This window comes from Paenibacillus sp. FSL R5-0744 (assembly GCF_037972555.1).
Lineage (GTDB): Bacteria > Bacillota > Bacilli > Paenibacillales > Paenibacillaceae > Paenibacillus_AQ.
Window position 1 is genome coordinate 763545 of the sequence record NZ_CP150228.1, and the last position, 15438, is coordinate 778982.

The 15438-nt window shown below is 40.3% G+C and carries 5 protein-coding genes; 4 read left to right on the forward strand and 1 reads right to left on the reverse strand.

The window, feature by feature from the left end:
- Positions 1–2: 2 nt before the first annotated feature.
- The 4 genes from MKY19_RS03435 to MKY19_RS03450 all read left to right on the forward strand — a co-directional run bounded on the left by MKY19_RS03435 (position 3) and on the right by MKY19_RS03450 (position 11958).
- Complete coding sequence (locus MKY19_RS03435; RefSeq protein ID WP_339800307.1) at positions 3–6005, forward strand: S-layer homology domain-containing protein; 6003 nt, start codon at positions 3–5, stop codon at positions 6003–6005.
- Positions 6006–7157: 1152 nt separating this feature from the next.
- Entirely contained in the window at positions 7158–8486 is a 1329-nt protein-coding gene (locus MKY19_RS03440; protein ID WP_339800310.1) for an AAA family ATPase, read from the forward strand.
- On the forward strand, positions 8486–9127 hold the full coding sequence (locus MKY19_RS03445; protein WP_339800313.1) for a retron system putative HNH endonuclease: 642 nt from the start codon (positions 8486–8488) through the stop codon (positions 9125–9127). Before MKY19_RS03440 ends, MKY19_RS03445 begins: the two co-directional genes overlap by 1 nt.
- 26 nt (positions 9128–9153) lie before the next feature.
- The gene (locus MKY19_RS03450; RefSeq protein ID WP_339800315.1) at positions 9154–11958 is read left to right on the forward strand and encodes an N-6 DNA methylase; all 2805 of its coding nucleotides are present in this window, start codon (positions 9154–9156) and stop codon (positions 11956–11958) included.
- 590 nt (positions 11959–12548) lie between these two features.
- Here the strand turns inward: MKY19_RS03450 and MKY19_RS03455 are convergent.
- Positions 12549–15437 carry a DEAD/DEAH box helicase gene (locus MKY19_RS03455; protein WP_339800318.1) on the reverse strand — a complete coding sequence of 963 codons (2889 nt, stop codon included), beginning with the start codon at positions 15435–15437 and terminating at the stop codon, positions 12549–12551.
- Position 15438 lies beyond the last annotated feature (1 nt).

Genomic DNA, 15438 nt, shown 5'->3' on the forward strand with positions numbered 1-15438 from the left:
CAATGTTAAAAAAGTTAGGCAAGATTGGATTGGCTTTTATATTAGTCATTGGACTGCTACCGATGATTTCACTCCGGGCATACGCTGCCATACCCTCATTCACCAAAACGGTGGACATTCCCATTCAGCCTCCAGTTACAAACGCCTCGGGTAAGAATGTTTCTGATGTTGATGTTCTTCCTGACGGAAGTACCGCAGTAGTGTTGAACACATTCGCTTATCAAGGCAATTCCTACGTTTATTCTTATTTTTTGAAGATTTTTGACAGCACAGGAGCACTTAAAACAGATGTTAATCTTAGTAGCTTAATGGATACCTACTACCAAATGATTGATGTGAATATGCTTGCGCTAAGTGATGGAAGGATTCTAATTACTTACCATAAAAGCGACAGTAGCCCTAATAATTTGCAATTGGGTGCCGTTAAAGAGAACACTCCCAATGCCTATTTCATGGTGCTAAACCAGTCAGGACAAAAGGTGGTCGGTCAGACGCAGATTAATACATACTCTGCCGCCAGTACCCCAGCACTTACGCGCTTTGTCTCTATAACAGAGTTGTCTGACGGCAATATAGCCTTTTCCTGGCAACGAAATGATAATATAAGCACTGCTACGCGTGTGTTCACTGTTGAGGGCAACCCAGTTTCCGGAGAAACACTTCTGGTTTCCCATAATGCAAGCATGTCTTATGTATCCGCTGGAGACGGTGTATATATGGTTGCTTATAATTCGGGAGTAGGACCTCAGTCGGATAAAATTTATTTGAAAATATTCAGTAATAATGGAGATCTCATAAATACAATTGATAAAGGAATAAGAACGAATGAAAAACAGCTCTACTTGTCTACGTTGAACAACGGGAATTTCATGTTCAGCCAATATTATTATGCAACGGACTCATCAACGGTTTCTTTATATGATAAGAACGGTGCGAGTAAGGGTGATTTTACAGTAAGCGGCTCTCTAGGCGAATCTTCGGCTGCTATTTATAGGAATGGTGCAAATCCGGGATTTGTAACCGTAAGTACGGACCCCACTTCTACCAATGCCATCAATGATGCGTACAACAACTTTAAAGAATGGTCGGGAACGCAGTATGCTTACCTGAATTATTATGACAATGACGGTAACTTAGTCTTTACATCGGATCAGCCGGTGGATTCCGCTCCGGTGGCTATGCAGGGTTTCAATGAGGCCACTTGGATGTACGCTGTGGAATATTATCCAAGCTTCAAATTGTATCCCACCTTTGGTGACAAGCTTGTCTTGGTGACAACCGATAATACGGATGCTGATCATTATAGAATAACCGCTAAAATATTTGAGACGGGAGCTCCGGCACCAGCGGCTATCATTGACTATGCGGCTGAGCAACTGACCGGACTGACGCCAAACAGCGCCTACTCGGTTAACAACGGTACAGCGGTAACGGTGACAGCGGATGGTAAGCTGGCTATAGACAGCAGTTGGTTGGGAACGTCAGTGAGCATCGTGAAGAAAGGCGATGGCTCGTCGACAACGGATAGCCCGGCACAAACGCTGACTATTCCATTCCGTCCAGGGGCACCGACTGGTGTAACGGCGACGAATGAAACGGCGATAAGTGCTAACGATGGTACATTGACTAACGTAACAAATGCGATGGAGTACAAGAAGGGTGTGGCGGGTACTTGGACGAATATTTCAGGTGCAACCGTAACGAGACTTGATCCGGACATGTACTATGTCCGGACAAAAGCGACGGTGACGGCGTTTGCGTCAGAAGCGAAGAGCGTGACGGTGGCTACGTTTGTGGCAACACCGGAAGTGACACCGGCAGCCATCATTGATTATACGGCAGAGCAGTTAACCGGTCTGGTGCCAAACGGCTCGTATACGGTGAACGGTACGGCAGTAACAGCGACAACAGATGGTAAGCTGGCCATTAACAGTGGTTGGTTGGATACGTCGCTGAGCATCGTGAAAAAAGGCAATGCCTCGACGACATTGGATAGCGCGGCGCAGACGCTAAACATTCCGCCTCGTGCAGGGGCGCCGACTGGTGTGATGGCGACGGATGAAACGGCGATCAGTGTTAACGATGGTACATTGACGAACGTGACAACCGCGATGGAATACAAGAAGGGTACAGCAGGTGCATGGACGAATGTAGCAGGTGTAACCGTAACAGGACTTGTTCCGGACACGTATTATGTTCGGACGAAAGCGACGGCGATGGCGTTTGCGTCAGAAGCGAAGAGTGTAACGGTGGCTACGTTCGTGCCAACGCCGGAAGCGACACCGGTAGCCACCATTGATTATGTGGCTGAGCAGGTAACAGGTTTGACGGCAAGCGGCTCGTACACGGTAAACGGCGTCTTGGTAACAGCGACAGCTGATGGCAAATTAGCTATTGATAGCAGTTGGTTGGGAACGTCACTGAGCCTTGTGAAGAAGGGCAACAGTTCGACGACTACGGATAGCGCAGCACAGACGCTGAGCATTCCGATCCGTCCAGGGGCGCCGATAGGTATAACGGCGACGGACGAAACCGCAATAAATGCTAACAATGGTACACTGACGAACGTGACAAGCGAGATGGAATACAAGAAGGGTGCGGCAGGTGCATGGAAGGATGTGACGGGTGTAACCGTAACGGGACTAACTCCGGACGTGTACCATGTGCGGACGAAAGCGACGGCGACGGCATTTGCGTCAGCTTCAGTGCAGATGGCGGTGGTTGCTTTTGTGGCAACACCGGAAGTGGTGCCCGCAGCCGTTATTGATTATTCGACTGAACAACTGACAGGCCTCACGCCGAATGGCTCGTACACAGTAAACGGGGATTTGGTAACAGCAACAACTGATGGTAAATTAGCTATTGGTGGCAGTTGGTTGGGAACGTCGCTGAGTATTGTGCAGAAAGGCAATGGCTTGACGACAACGGATAGTGCGGCGCAGACGCTAAGCATTCCGTCCCGTGCAGGGGTGCCGACTGGTGTAACGGCGACGGATGAAACGGCGATAAATGCCATCGATGGCAAATTGACGAACGTAACAACCGCGATGGAATACAAGAAGGGCACAGCAGGGGCATGGACGGATGTGTTAGGCACAACCGTAACAGGGCTTACTCCTGATACGTATTATGTCCGGACGAAAGCGACTTTGACAGCATTTGCTTCAGAAGCGAAGAGCGTGACGGTAGCTAAGTTCGTGCCAACGCCGGAAGGAACACCGACAGCCATCATTGACTATGCGGCAGAGCAGTTGACAGGCTTGACGCCAAGTGGCTTGTACACGGTAAAGGGTTCAGCGGTTACGGTGACAGCAGATGGTAAGCTGGACATTAATAGTAGTTGGATAGGAACATCGCTAAGCATCGTGAAGAAGGGCAACAGCTCGACGACAACAGATAGTGCGGCACAGACGCTAAGCATTCCGTCCCGTTTAGTGGCGCCGACTGGTGTGACAGCAACGGGTGAAACGGGAATGAACACAAACGATGGTACGCTCATCAATGTTACTAGTGCGATGGAATACAAAAAAGGCACAGCAGGTGCATGGATAGATGTACCGGGTACAAGCGTGACGGGACTTACTCCTGACACGTATTATGTGCGGACGAAAGCAACAGCGACGGCATTTAGTTCGGCTTCGGTACAAGTGACGGTATCGGCATTCACGAAAATGCCAGAAGCGACGCCAGCGGCCGTCATCGACTATGCTACTGAACAGTTGGCAGGCCTGACGCCAAGTGGCTCATACATGGTAAACGATACAGCGATTACGGTGTCAGTAGATGGCAAGTTGGAAATAGATAGCAGTTGGTTGGGAACGTCACTGAGCATCCTTAAGAAAGGTGACGGTTCAACAACAACGGACAGTGCGGTACAGACGTTAAGCATTCCATCTCGTACAGCGGCTCCGGTAGGAGTGACTGTTACGGATGTAACGTACAATGGAGCTAATAACGGCACCATTCAGAATCTGACAGTCCAAATGGAATACAAAATAGGCAGCACTGGTCTTTGGACAGAAGTTACAGACACAATGATTACTGACCTTGCACCGAACACGTATTATGTTCGGGAAAAGGCAACGGCAACAGCATTCGCTTCTATTGCCGCTCAGATTACTGTTCATGACTCGAATGCGGTCATCCCTTCCGCGCCTGAAGTCACGGCTGATGATCTGAACAATACGATCGTTGGTCTGGACACGAGTATGGAATTTTCAGTGGACGACGGACCATACGTACGGTACGACGGAACCAACTTACCGGACTTGAGTGGTGAGCACATCGTTAAAGTACGGGTGATAGCTAGCGGTTCCGTTCCGGCGGGACCTGCAACCACGCTTATCTTTACAATTAATACACTTATCCCTGCGGGTGGCTTGAACGTGATCGCCATCGATCCAAGTGGATCAGCCAATAATGGTTATACTCAAATCACCGTTACGCCTGCGCTGGCAGAAGGACATAAGCTCTTTTATAAGAACTTTGGTGCTGGTAGTGTCGTCGTACCAAATGTGGGAGATATCTTGATTGGATACACGCTTGTAGGCAGTGAGGGATTGGTTCCAGCAGCCAATGGGGATACGATTGGGATTGCAGAGGTAGATGCTGACGGCAAGGTGGTGAAATACGGTAGTGCAACAGCAGCTGTGGCGGCTGATACCGTAACACCTGGTACTGATCCGGTCAGCCCAGGAACCGGAGGAAACTCGAATAGCGGAACAACCCCCGGTAATGCGAATACAGTCGTTACCGATGTGATCGTACTCGTAAATGGTAAGGAAGAGAATGCGGGCAAAGCAACAACAACGACCTCAGGAAAGGTGGGAACAACTATTATCGTCGTTGACCCAGCTAAACTCCAAGCGAAGCTGGATGCGGAAGGTAATGGGGCGGTGGTGACCGTTCCTGTGACGCTGGATTCCAACGTCATTGTCGCTGAGTTAAATGGTCAAATAATTAAGAACATGGAGAACGCATCGGCTACTCTAGTGTTTCAGACAAGCAAAGGTACTTATACTTTGCCAGCCGACGAAATCAACATCAATGCGTTAGTTGAGAAACTTGGAAATGGCCTGAAGCTGGAAGATATCAAACTGAAGATTACAATCAGTGAGACCTCGGCATCCATGAACCAGGTAGTGGCGGGTGCGGCAAGTAGAGGTGGCTTCACACTCGTTGCACCGTCACTAGATTTCACTGTTACCGCTACTTACGGTACATCGACAGTGGAAGTGAGTCAGTTCAATGCTTACGTAGAGCGGATAGTGGCACTTCCAGGTGGTACTGATCCAAACCGGATTACGACTGGAGTCGTTGTGGAGCCAGATGGCACAGTGCGCCATGTGCCGACCAGATTCGTTCTGAAGGACGGCAAATACTACGCAGTTATTAAGAGTGTGACGAACAGCTCGTATTCGGTGATCTGGCATCGGCTGACTTTTGCGGATGTGGAGAATCATTGGGCGAAGGACGCAGTGAACGATATGGGATCTCGTCTAGTAATTAATGGAGTGAACAAAACGACCTTTAACCCGAATGCAGATATCACCCGGGCAGAGTTCGCGGCGATCATCGTACGCGGTCTGGGACTGAAGCTTGGAGAAGGAAAGACTGCGTTTGCGGATGTGCCAGTGAATAGCTGGTATGCAGGAGCGGTTGAAACGGCATCTGAGTACGGTCTGATCACCGGTTTTGAGGATGGGACATTCCAGCCGAATGCTCCAATCACACGCGAACAGGCCATGAACATTATCGCCAAAGCGATGAAGTTAACCGGCCTTGCGGATCAGAGTGGTACAGTGTATGCGACAAGCACACTCGCAGCCTTTACAGATGCAGGCAACATAGGCGTCTGGGCCAAGGATAGTCTGGCGCTTGCAGCCAAGGCAGGCTTAATCAGCGGCCGTGGCGATAATAAGCTGGAGGCAAAGGCTAATGTCACCCGCGCGGAAGTGGCAGTTCTTATTCAGCGGCTGTTGCAGAAGTCGGGGCTTATTGATTAGATCGTATGAGTAATGGAAGAGCGGATTCAGCATAGGGCTGAGTTCGCTTTTTTGTTAGACAAGGCCTTGTGAAAATCTACTTTGAGACGAAGTGGTCAAGGCAAGTTTGATTATTTGTGTGATATCGGGTTCTTACGTCAAATAAGAAGGGATTGCAGGAGAATGAAGCTTTTAGCTTACCCGGTTAATTCATCATATGCAGCAGTCTGTCTTTATCATTTAAGTCGTGCTGATTAATAGATATAGTAATTAGATAAATTCAAGCCCTTAATACGGAATTAATATCTGTAAAAATGCTACTGCAATACATAGTGAAGTATAGACATAATGCGGCTTTTGTCTGCCTACTGGAGCAGGATTAATCCAATCTGATTAAGTATCTTGACCCTATTGTCTATATGGATGATGTAGTTGTGCACGCCAAACGTTTTAATAATTTAATATATGGTCTAATACTTGCACAGGTAAAAGAATCGCTTCAAAACAAGAAACGAAAGAAGCAACTGATGCTCATTAGTAGTTTGAAAAACAATTGCCAAACCACAATTTTCTGTGTTCAGACTTTCATTTGATGGGGGACACATCGTATTAAGGTTGTCCATACTGAACACTCGACACATGTGGAGTCGGTGGCTATGAAGAGTTTTCGTGATATCACAAATCTTATGAAGTCATTGGAAAACTGAGAAGCATTTAACCTTTTGTGTAAAAAATGAATATACTTCGGCGAATAAATATAAATCGAAATAATATAACGCAAGAAGACGCTCGGGAATAGTCTCTGGAGCGTCTTTTGTGTTCTGAACTTTTTGGAAAACAAAGTATCTAGCTTTTCTGTATAGCTGGGGTAAATTGAGATCGTGTACATTGTCCGCGCCTTTCCATGAAACGCATATGGATGACTTAATTCATATTAATGAATTTTTATGTTCGAGAAAAAGAATACAACTATTTTGAATAGAGCAGTCGTGATATAAGAAATATCGATTTTTGATGACTTTAGGATTTTAACAGTTCTAAAAAGCATTATAGGAACTTGTCGAGTTTAAGAATAAAAAATAATCAATCTTCGAGTTTTTCAAGGTAATCCTCTCACCTTTATCGAATATAGACTACAGGATATTACACTGAAAAGGAGTTGTGAACATATAAATGAAGATTAATAAGTTATCAATCGATAAGTATAAAAACATTGAAAATCTAGTAATTAATTTTTCTGATGATGATTTTGCTGTGTTTATCGGAAATAATGGTTCCGGTAAATCTAATTTACTTGAAGCTATAATTAACATATTTAAGTGGATATATTGTTTGGAGAAACCTTTATTTGACTTTGAAATAGATTATAATTTGTTTGATAGAAGAAATGTGAATATAAAATCGGATATAAATAAAGGATTTATAGTGAAGGTAAATAACAACGAAATAACATTAAAGCAACTTAAAACACTTATGAAGGACGATTTGCAAACAATATTACCCCGTAATATACTTGTTTATTACTCAGGTCATAGTGAGAAATTATCAAATCTTATAGGTTTTTCAACTAAAAAGTTTATTAGAAACATTAAGCAAGGAGCATTTATACCTAGGCATTTTTTTTACTTACACCCATCATATTTTTCAATGGTACTATTATCAATTTTGGGTAGTGAGCTTGAAGACATTAAAATACTCGTTAAAAAAAACTTGTCTATATCTTCATTGGACTCCTTTACAATAACCTTATGTAAAGATAAAGCCGACTCTGTTGGTTTTTTGACTACGTTCATAGACTTATTAGAAGATTTGAATGATGGTTTTGAAGATAAAAACAGATTACGCACTTATAATTTTAAGGGTAATGCACTTCAAAAAATTATTAATCACGGAGCAATAGGTTACGATAGAGATTTATTTAAATTTCTTGATGTTGCCCATTGTTTAGGTGTGCTATCAGATATACAAGTTAAATGTGTTCTAGAATCTGGAATTATTGTTGGAAATGAAGATTTTAGTGAAGGGGAGAAACAATACCTAACGTTAAATGCTATTATTGAGTTTTTTGGTTACAAAGATACATTATATTTGTTTGATGAACCAGATACCTTTTTTCATCCTAACTGGCAAAGACAGTTATTAAACGATCTGAAAATGACTGGTGTTCAAACACAATTTATTATTACAACGCACTCCCCCCTATTGCTATCGAGTGTTGATCAAGAAGACATTTTTTTAATGGATAATGGTAATGTATTTTCTACAAATAGCAATGGGTCACTTGGTAGGGATGTTAATGGTATCTTAACAGAAATAATGGGAGTATCTGAAAGGCCATTTGAAGTAACTAGCTTAATCAATAAGTTTCATGAGCATATTTCTAGAAAAAAGATTGCGGAGGCCAAACTGATAATTGATCAACTTAAAGGGAAGATAAGTGATTCTGATCCATTTTTTATAGAAGCAGAGTCGCTACTGCATATTTTAGAGGTGTTGGAGTAGTGAAATACATAATTAAAGGTCAATCACCAGCAAAATTCGATAGGTGGAAAGAGCAAGAAAATGATAATTGGAAACCAACTTGGGATAATCTGAGGAATCCAGAGAAGGGAATTCTAAAAGAAGCACTGCTTAATGATCAAGGTCATATATGTTGTTATTGTGGTATAAGGGTTAATAACGATCATAATACAGAGATTGAACACGTTAAACCTCGATTTGAGTGTGTAGAAGAAGAAAAATTAGACTATAATAATTTGATAGTCTCTTGTATAGGTGGAAGAAAAGACCCTCTACCAAAAGAATTATCATGTAATGCTAAAAGAGGTAATGATCAATTAAAAATGTCTCCTTTAAATCCTGATTGTGAAAATAGATTCTTATATACTTTAGATGGACAAATTCTAACTAAAGATGAAGAAGATGGAGATTGTTTAGATACTATTAGGGTGTTAGGATTAGACATTGAGAGACTTAAGAATATACGTAAGTCAAAACTATTGTACTACCGAAATATTAATAAATCACAGGCACAAGAACTCGTAAACGCCTTCTCAGAAAAAAAAATAGAAGAGGGAAAAAATAAATATACTGAACTTTCATTTGTTTTAATTAATTATTTAAAATTTAAATATAACATTTAACAATTAATAGTATCTGGAGGAATAACATGAACATCAATTTAAAAATTAAAGACAACAAAATATATAGTCATATCCGGGGGAAATGGTTAGTGTTAACTCCAGAAGAACTAGTAAGACAAGAGTATTTGCTTCAATTAATAAATAATTATGGGTACAGTCTTGAACAAATTGATGAAGAAGTTGAAACAACTGGTAGGGGGTCGGGTGGGGCGAGAGCAGATTTTGTTATTTGGAGAACCATTAATGATAAAAAAAATAAAATGGCTCCACTGATCATTGTTGAATGTAAGGCTGAAAATATATTATTAAATGATGATGTTAGCCTACAAGGAGAGTTATATGCAAGACAAACGAATGCTCCATTCTTTGTGACCCATAATAAAAGAGAATCTAGATATTGGAAAGTTAATAAGGAAAAATTACCTGGTTATAGAATAGAAATCGAAGATATTCCAAAAGCGAATTCTAACGAAAAAGAAATAAATGACTTATTAAATAAGCTCAAAGTTTTTAAGGAAAATGAATTTGCTGACTTGTTGCATCAATGCCACAATATTATTAGAAATAGGGAGAAACTTGACCCTGCGGCTGCTTTTGATGAAATAGCAAAAATTTTGTTTATGAAAGTGTTTGCCGAGAGAAACTTAAAAGTAGATATGAAAGGTAATATATTTACGTTAGAGTATATTGAGCAAGGTGAAATGTTTAATCCTGATTATATTTACGATATTTTCGAAAAAACTAAAAGAGAGTTTGGTAAGGACAAGCTTTTTAAAAAAGACGAAAGAATCAATCTTAAAACAAACACGATTAAGTCTATTATCGAAAAACTCGAAAGATATAACCTATCTGCAACATCAACCGATGTAAAAGGAATTGCTTTTGAAAAATTTTTAGGCAAGACCTTCAGGGGGGAAATTGGTCAATTCTTTACACCGAGGAAGATAGTTGATTTCATGGTGGATATGGTAGATCCAAAAGAAGGGTCTACAGTATGTGACCCAGCTTCAGGATCCGGTGGATTTTTGATTCGTGTATTCGAAAAAGTTCGGAATCAAATTCTTCAATCAGTTGATCAGGATTATAAAAAACATAAGGAAATTATCGAATCAAGGAAAGATATTTCTGTTGTTGAAAAAGCTGAATTATTACTTAAGAAATTTAATGAATTAATGGTTGAATTGGACAATAATAAAGAAGGTTCAAGGTTATGGACGCTTTCTAATAGACGTATATACGGAACTGATGCAAATGAAAGAATGGCACGCACATCAAAAATGAACATGATAATGCATGGAGATGGTCATGGGGGAATTCATCATCATGATGGGTTCTTGAATATCAATGGTATATATGAAGAAAGATTTAGTATAGTACTAACAAATCCTCCATTTGGACAACTTGTCGATATGAATGATGAAATCCAAAATAATCAGGTTGAAGATGATGAAGATGTAATTAACCATTATAAGAACATATACGGTGACGCCTACGAAAAAATTATTATTAGAAATAAAGCAACTGTAGGCAAGCCAATTCTTAAACTATTTTCGTTACCCAAAAGCTCATCAATTAAGACCGAACTGCTCTTTATAGAAAGGTGTTTGGATTTATTAATACCTGGTGGTAAATTAGGAATTGTTTTACCTGAGGGTATTCTTAATAACTCATCCCTAAATTATGTTAGAGAATTTGTAGAAGAAAGAGCATTTATTCGAGCTATTATTTCATTACCACAAGACACCTTTGCTTCTACGGGCGCAAAAGTTAAAGCAAGTGTGGTATTTTTGCAAAAATTCACCAACGAAGAAAAGCAGCAATGGATGGAATTAATGAGTAGATACAATGAAAAGGAAATTGAAAAGCAAAAGGATGAAAGACACTATATCGAAAATAAGTTGATCCAAAAAATAACTATAAAAGAAAAAAATGATTTGAAGAAAAGAAAAGATGAACTAGATATTCATGCTTATCAGAATGCTAGGAATAGTTCAAAGTGTGATATCAACTATCAAGTACTGTTTTATGAAGCGGTTAATGTAGGAGTAAATGCGGCCGGAGAAGAAACTGAAAATGAACTGCCAGTTTTAATTGATAAGTACAGAAAGCTGATTGATAATAACTTCCATAGTGAAGTGATCATTCAATATGTTGAGGGCTTACAGAATCCTATATATTACGCTGAGTTTAAGGATTTAAAAAAATGGACTATACCTGTTAAATTGCTCTTAAAGTACAATAATCCAAATAATTGGCCTATTCGAAAAATAAGCGAATTTACAACTCAACTAACACATAAAGTTCCAGTGCTGCCTGATGAGGAATATAATATGGTTGGTGTTAAATGGTATGGAGAAGGAACTTTTTATCGTGAAACTGTGCTTGGGGAGGAGATAAGTGCAAAATGGTTAACGCCTCTTGTAGAAAATTCTTTTATTTATAATCGATTATTTGCTTGGAAAGAGTCATTTGCTTTAGTTCCTATAGAGCATAGTGGTTTTTTTGTATCGAATGAATTTCCGCAGTTTAAGATAGACGAGGAAATCATGTTACCACAATTTCTTTACTTTCTGTTTACCCAACCTTTCTTGATTGAAGCTGTTAAACTGTTATCAGCAGGTTCGGCTGCTGTAAGTAGAAATAGATTCAAGGAGGAGGATTTCTTGGAATTTGAAGTTCCAGTTCCTCCAATTTCGATTCAAAAGGAGGTTATCGATCAATACATGTTTGCAAAAGCTGAGTCAGAGGAATTTAGAAGGCGTGCAAATGAAATTGAAAAAGAAAGTAAAGAAAAGATTAGAGATTTTATCTCCAATCAAATTAAAGGATAATTTGGAGAGATCTAAACGGTTACTTAATACTATTCAGTTAAGATTACATCAGTTATTATTACTAGGATGATGATCATTCAAATAAGTTAAGAGTTTTTAAAAAAGAAGGAAGTTGGAGAAGTTCCAACGTCCCTTTATTGTTCCATTAAGAATAACGGTGAAATATATCTAATTGAAATATACTATTCTTAAATCTTGGTTTTGTGATTATTTATTATATACAATGAGTGTAACTAAGAAGATTCTTTATTTTTATTCAAACTAGGTGGAAGTGTAAATTAGTCTTTAATTTATCTCAGTATTTTTACTAGGGTAATAATGAAGGGCCGTGGGGTGGCGCAAGTTTCCAATGGCATTATGTCAGAATTGCTGTTTATTAAAGTGTTCATATTAAAAAAATAGACCGTTTGGTCTATTTTTTATTTTTATGGGCAATCATTTCAGATGATAGCCACGACAACGTCAGTATTTTGATTATCGCGTTAGTACTTCAACGTTTGTTACGATCATCAAATCACCTTTAACTTCTTCATACAATTATTAGCAACAGCTAAATATATTAAATTGGAAAATCATACTAAAATTTGATTCTAGGCCCAAGCCAAATACCCATACAACTTACTCTCCACCGAATGCTCCAACACCAAATTCATATGCACAACGGATATGGGTGTCCCATTCTTATCGACCATAGTCGCCTGAACAGCACTTTCTTGATCCGGGTGTGCTTTACCCAGATAATAAAACTCCGTTCCGTCCGCATCGTCTTTTTTCACAAATACATGCAGGTCGATGTTTCGTTGGTCTGCTTCAAGTATCGTTCTAACCTCATCGGATTCAAGGGTTCGTCTACTTCTTGTGGACCACTTCAGAACCTCTGGACTCACAAATTCCTCCTGATAGTTCGTACTTGCTTCGACCTTGTCATGCTTGTGATACGTTACAAAGATCGGGCAGGTCTGGTGCTTCGTCTTGTATCCGTACATGGTGGAGCTTTCGTCGCTATGCCAATTCAATAATTTGCAGGAATCTTTGCGGGAGTATTTTTGATAAAGAGTTAGTGGCTCGCTAAATACATACTGCTCATTTTTATGAAAAGCGGTCTGAACAATATCTAGGATCATGTTTCTGAAATAAGCGTTGTTCTGTAAGGACTGTGCCATCGCTGGGTGGAATGCAAGATGCTGATCTGTGAACTCCACGATAGCAGTGTCTCCATATTTCTTCTTCACCGCCTCAGTGAAAAAAGACAAATCTAAAACACGTTTAACCGAATCAATTGTTTCGGAATCCGTTGAACAACCACTTTCGTTCAGGGCATTTTTGTACTCTTCATAAGTAACCAGATCATTTGCTAATAGCAGCTTCAACAGTAAGATTTCATATCTGCGTTTTCCATTTAGGATCTCAGCGGACAACATTATTACATACATTTTCTCGTGCTCGGATAGATGTGGAACTGTCTCTTTGATTTTCTGTAAAAAGTGATAATAGCTAAAATGCTCTTCAGTAAAAATAAGTGGGTCGATTGAATCATTCTCTATAAAATCGATTAATCGAGGGATTCGATTCAGCCTGTTTTTAAGTTGGAAATACTCTTCTCTAAGAATTTTAAGAGCAGTTAAATTGCTATTGCTAATCGAGCGATAAATTTGTTGCCTTGCAATCTCTTCAAAATTAATTGTTGAGACGCCTTTAATATAACTTGTGTCCTTCATATGACGACGGATATTATCCTTGTTCTGAGACTTATCTCCGGAGAGGGCTACTGGGATCAAATAGTTGTTCTTATAGTTACCAATAAAGTCGATGATGGTTACGAATTCTTTACCCGAGTGTTTACGCAGACCACGTCCTAGCTGCTGAACAAAAACAATGCTAGACTGGGTTTGGCGCAGCATCACAACTTGGTTAATACAAGGGATGTCGATTCCTTCGTTGAAAATATCCACCGTTAAGATATAATCCAGTTTTCCGGACTCAAGGTCTGTTACACACTGCATACGGTCTTCCTGGGAGTCATCTCCTGTTAATGCCTTTGTGCGATATCCCCTTTCATTTAACATGCGGGATAGCTCTAAGGTCTCTTCTTTACGACTACAAAAGATTAAACCTTTTACAGTTTCGCCGGAATGTCCATAGTACTCGATTTTTTCGATTAGGTAAGAAACTCTTTCGTTCGTAACCAATTGAGAAAGCATCGTTGTATCGTCAATCATTTGGTCGTTATATTCAAAATCAGTGACACCAAAATAGTGAAATGGACACAGCATATCCTCTTCCAAAGCTTCCTGCAGACGAATCTCGTAGGCAATGTTATAGTCAAAAAGCTCATAGATATTGAAGTCATCCGTACGTTCGGGTGTAGCGGTCATACCGAGTAGAAATTTAGGTTCAAAATGCTCAATAACTTTAAGATAAGAATGAGCTCCAGCTTTGTGGACTTCGTCAATCAGTATGTAGTCAAATGCCTTGGGATCAAAATTAGTTAGTGTTGAGAGTTTAGAAATCGTCTGGATGGTTGCAAAGAGGTATTTGGCATCTGTATCTCTACTTGTACCGGATAAAATACCGTAGTCACTATCTTTTCCTCCCATGATTCGTTGATAATCAGTCATAGCCTTGTGCAAAATTTGTTCCCGATGAGCTATAAATAGCATTCGACTTGGTGCAAAGTTCCTTGCGTCAAAAGCAGAGAGATAGGTTTTTCCTGTTCCTGTTGCCGAAATGACCAATCCTCGATGCGCTCCGGTGCTGCGAAGATCCTGTAGATTCTTAAGCGCACTATCTTGCATTTTATTGGGTGAAATTTTACTAAAAACAGTTTGCGGAATCGCTTCAGGAACTAAGGGTAGCGTCAATGGATGGTTACGGTTTGCCTTTTGAACCTCGTCATAGAGAATTTGATACAATTCAATCCATTTATCCGTTAGTGGGACAGCATTTTGCCATACCTTCTCGAATTCATTATGAAATTGTTCTAAGAGCCCTCCGTGTTTAAAAGAGGTTAGCTTCACATTCCATTCATAGTTGGCTTTTAATGCAGCGGCGGTTAGGTTGGAGCTTCCCATAATGATAGTGGAATGATCTTCATGCTCAAAAACGTATCCTTTGGCATGAAATCCACTTAGATCCGTCAACCGTACGCTAACATTTGTGATTTTTAGAAGCTCTTTATAAATTTTGGGTTGGTTGAAGTTCAGATAATTTGAGGTAAGGATTTTGCCCGATATCCCGCGCATTTTTAGATCAGCTAAATGAGACTTCAGAGTGGCTAGTCCACTCTCAGTAATAAAAGCAACGGAAAAAATAAAGGACTGACAGCGATCGAGTTCTTCGAGCAAAGGAGTAAGAACAAAATCGCTGGTCTCTTTATTATTGACTAGAAGCCTAGGCTTGTATTGATCCAAAGAGTCCTGTTGATGGTCAATAAACGCCCAATTTAATGTGCTCTTTAAATGCTGAATAGGGTTGTCCATG

Coding starts and splice junctions, on each gene's coding strand:
- MKY19_RS03455 (WP_339800318.1), bottom strand. CDS start 15,437: ATGGACAACCCTATTCAGCATTTAAAGAGCACATTAAATTGGGCGTTT.
- MKY19_RS03450 (WP_339800315.1), top strand. CDS start 9,154: ATGAACATCAATTTAAAAATTAAAGACAACAAAATATATAGTCATATC.
- MKY19_RS03440 (WP_339800310.1), top strand. CDS start 7,158: ATGAAGATTAATAAGTTATCAATCGATAAGTATAAAAACATTGAAAAT.
- MKY19_RS03435 (WP_339800307.1), top strand. CDS start 3: ATGTTAAAAAAGTTAGGCAAGATTGGATTGGCTTTTATATTAGTCATT.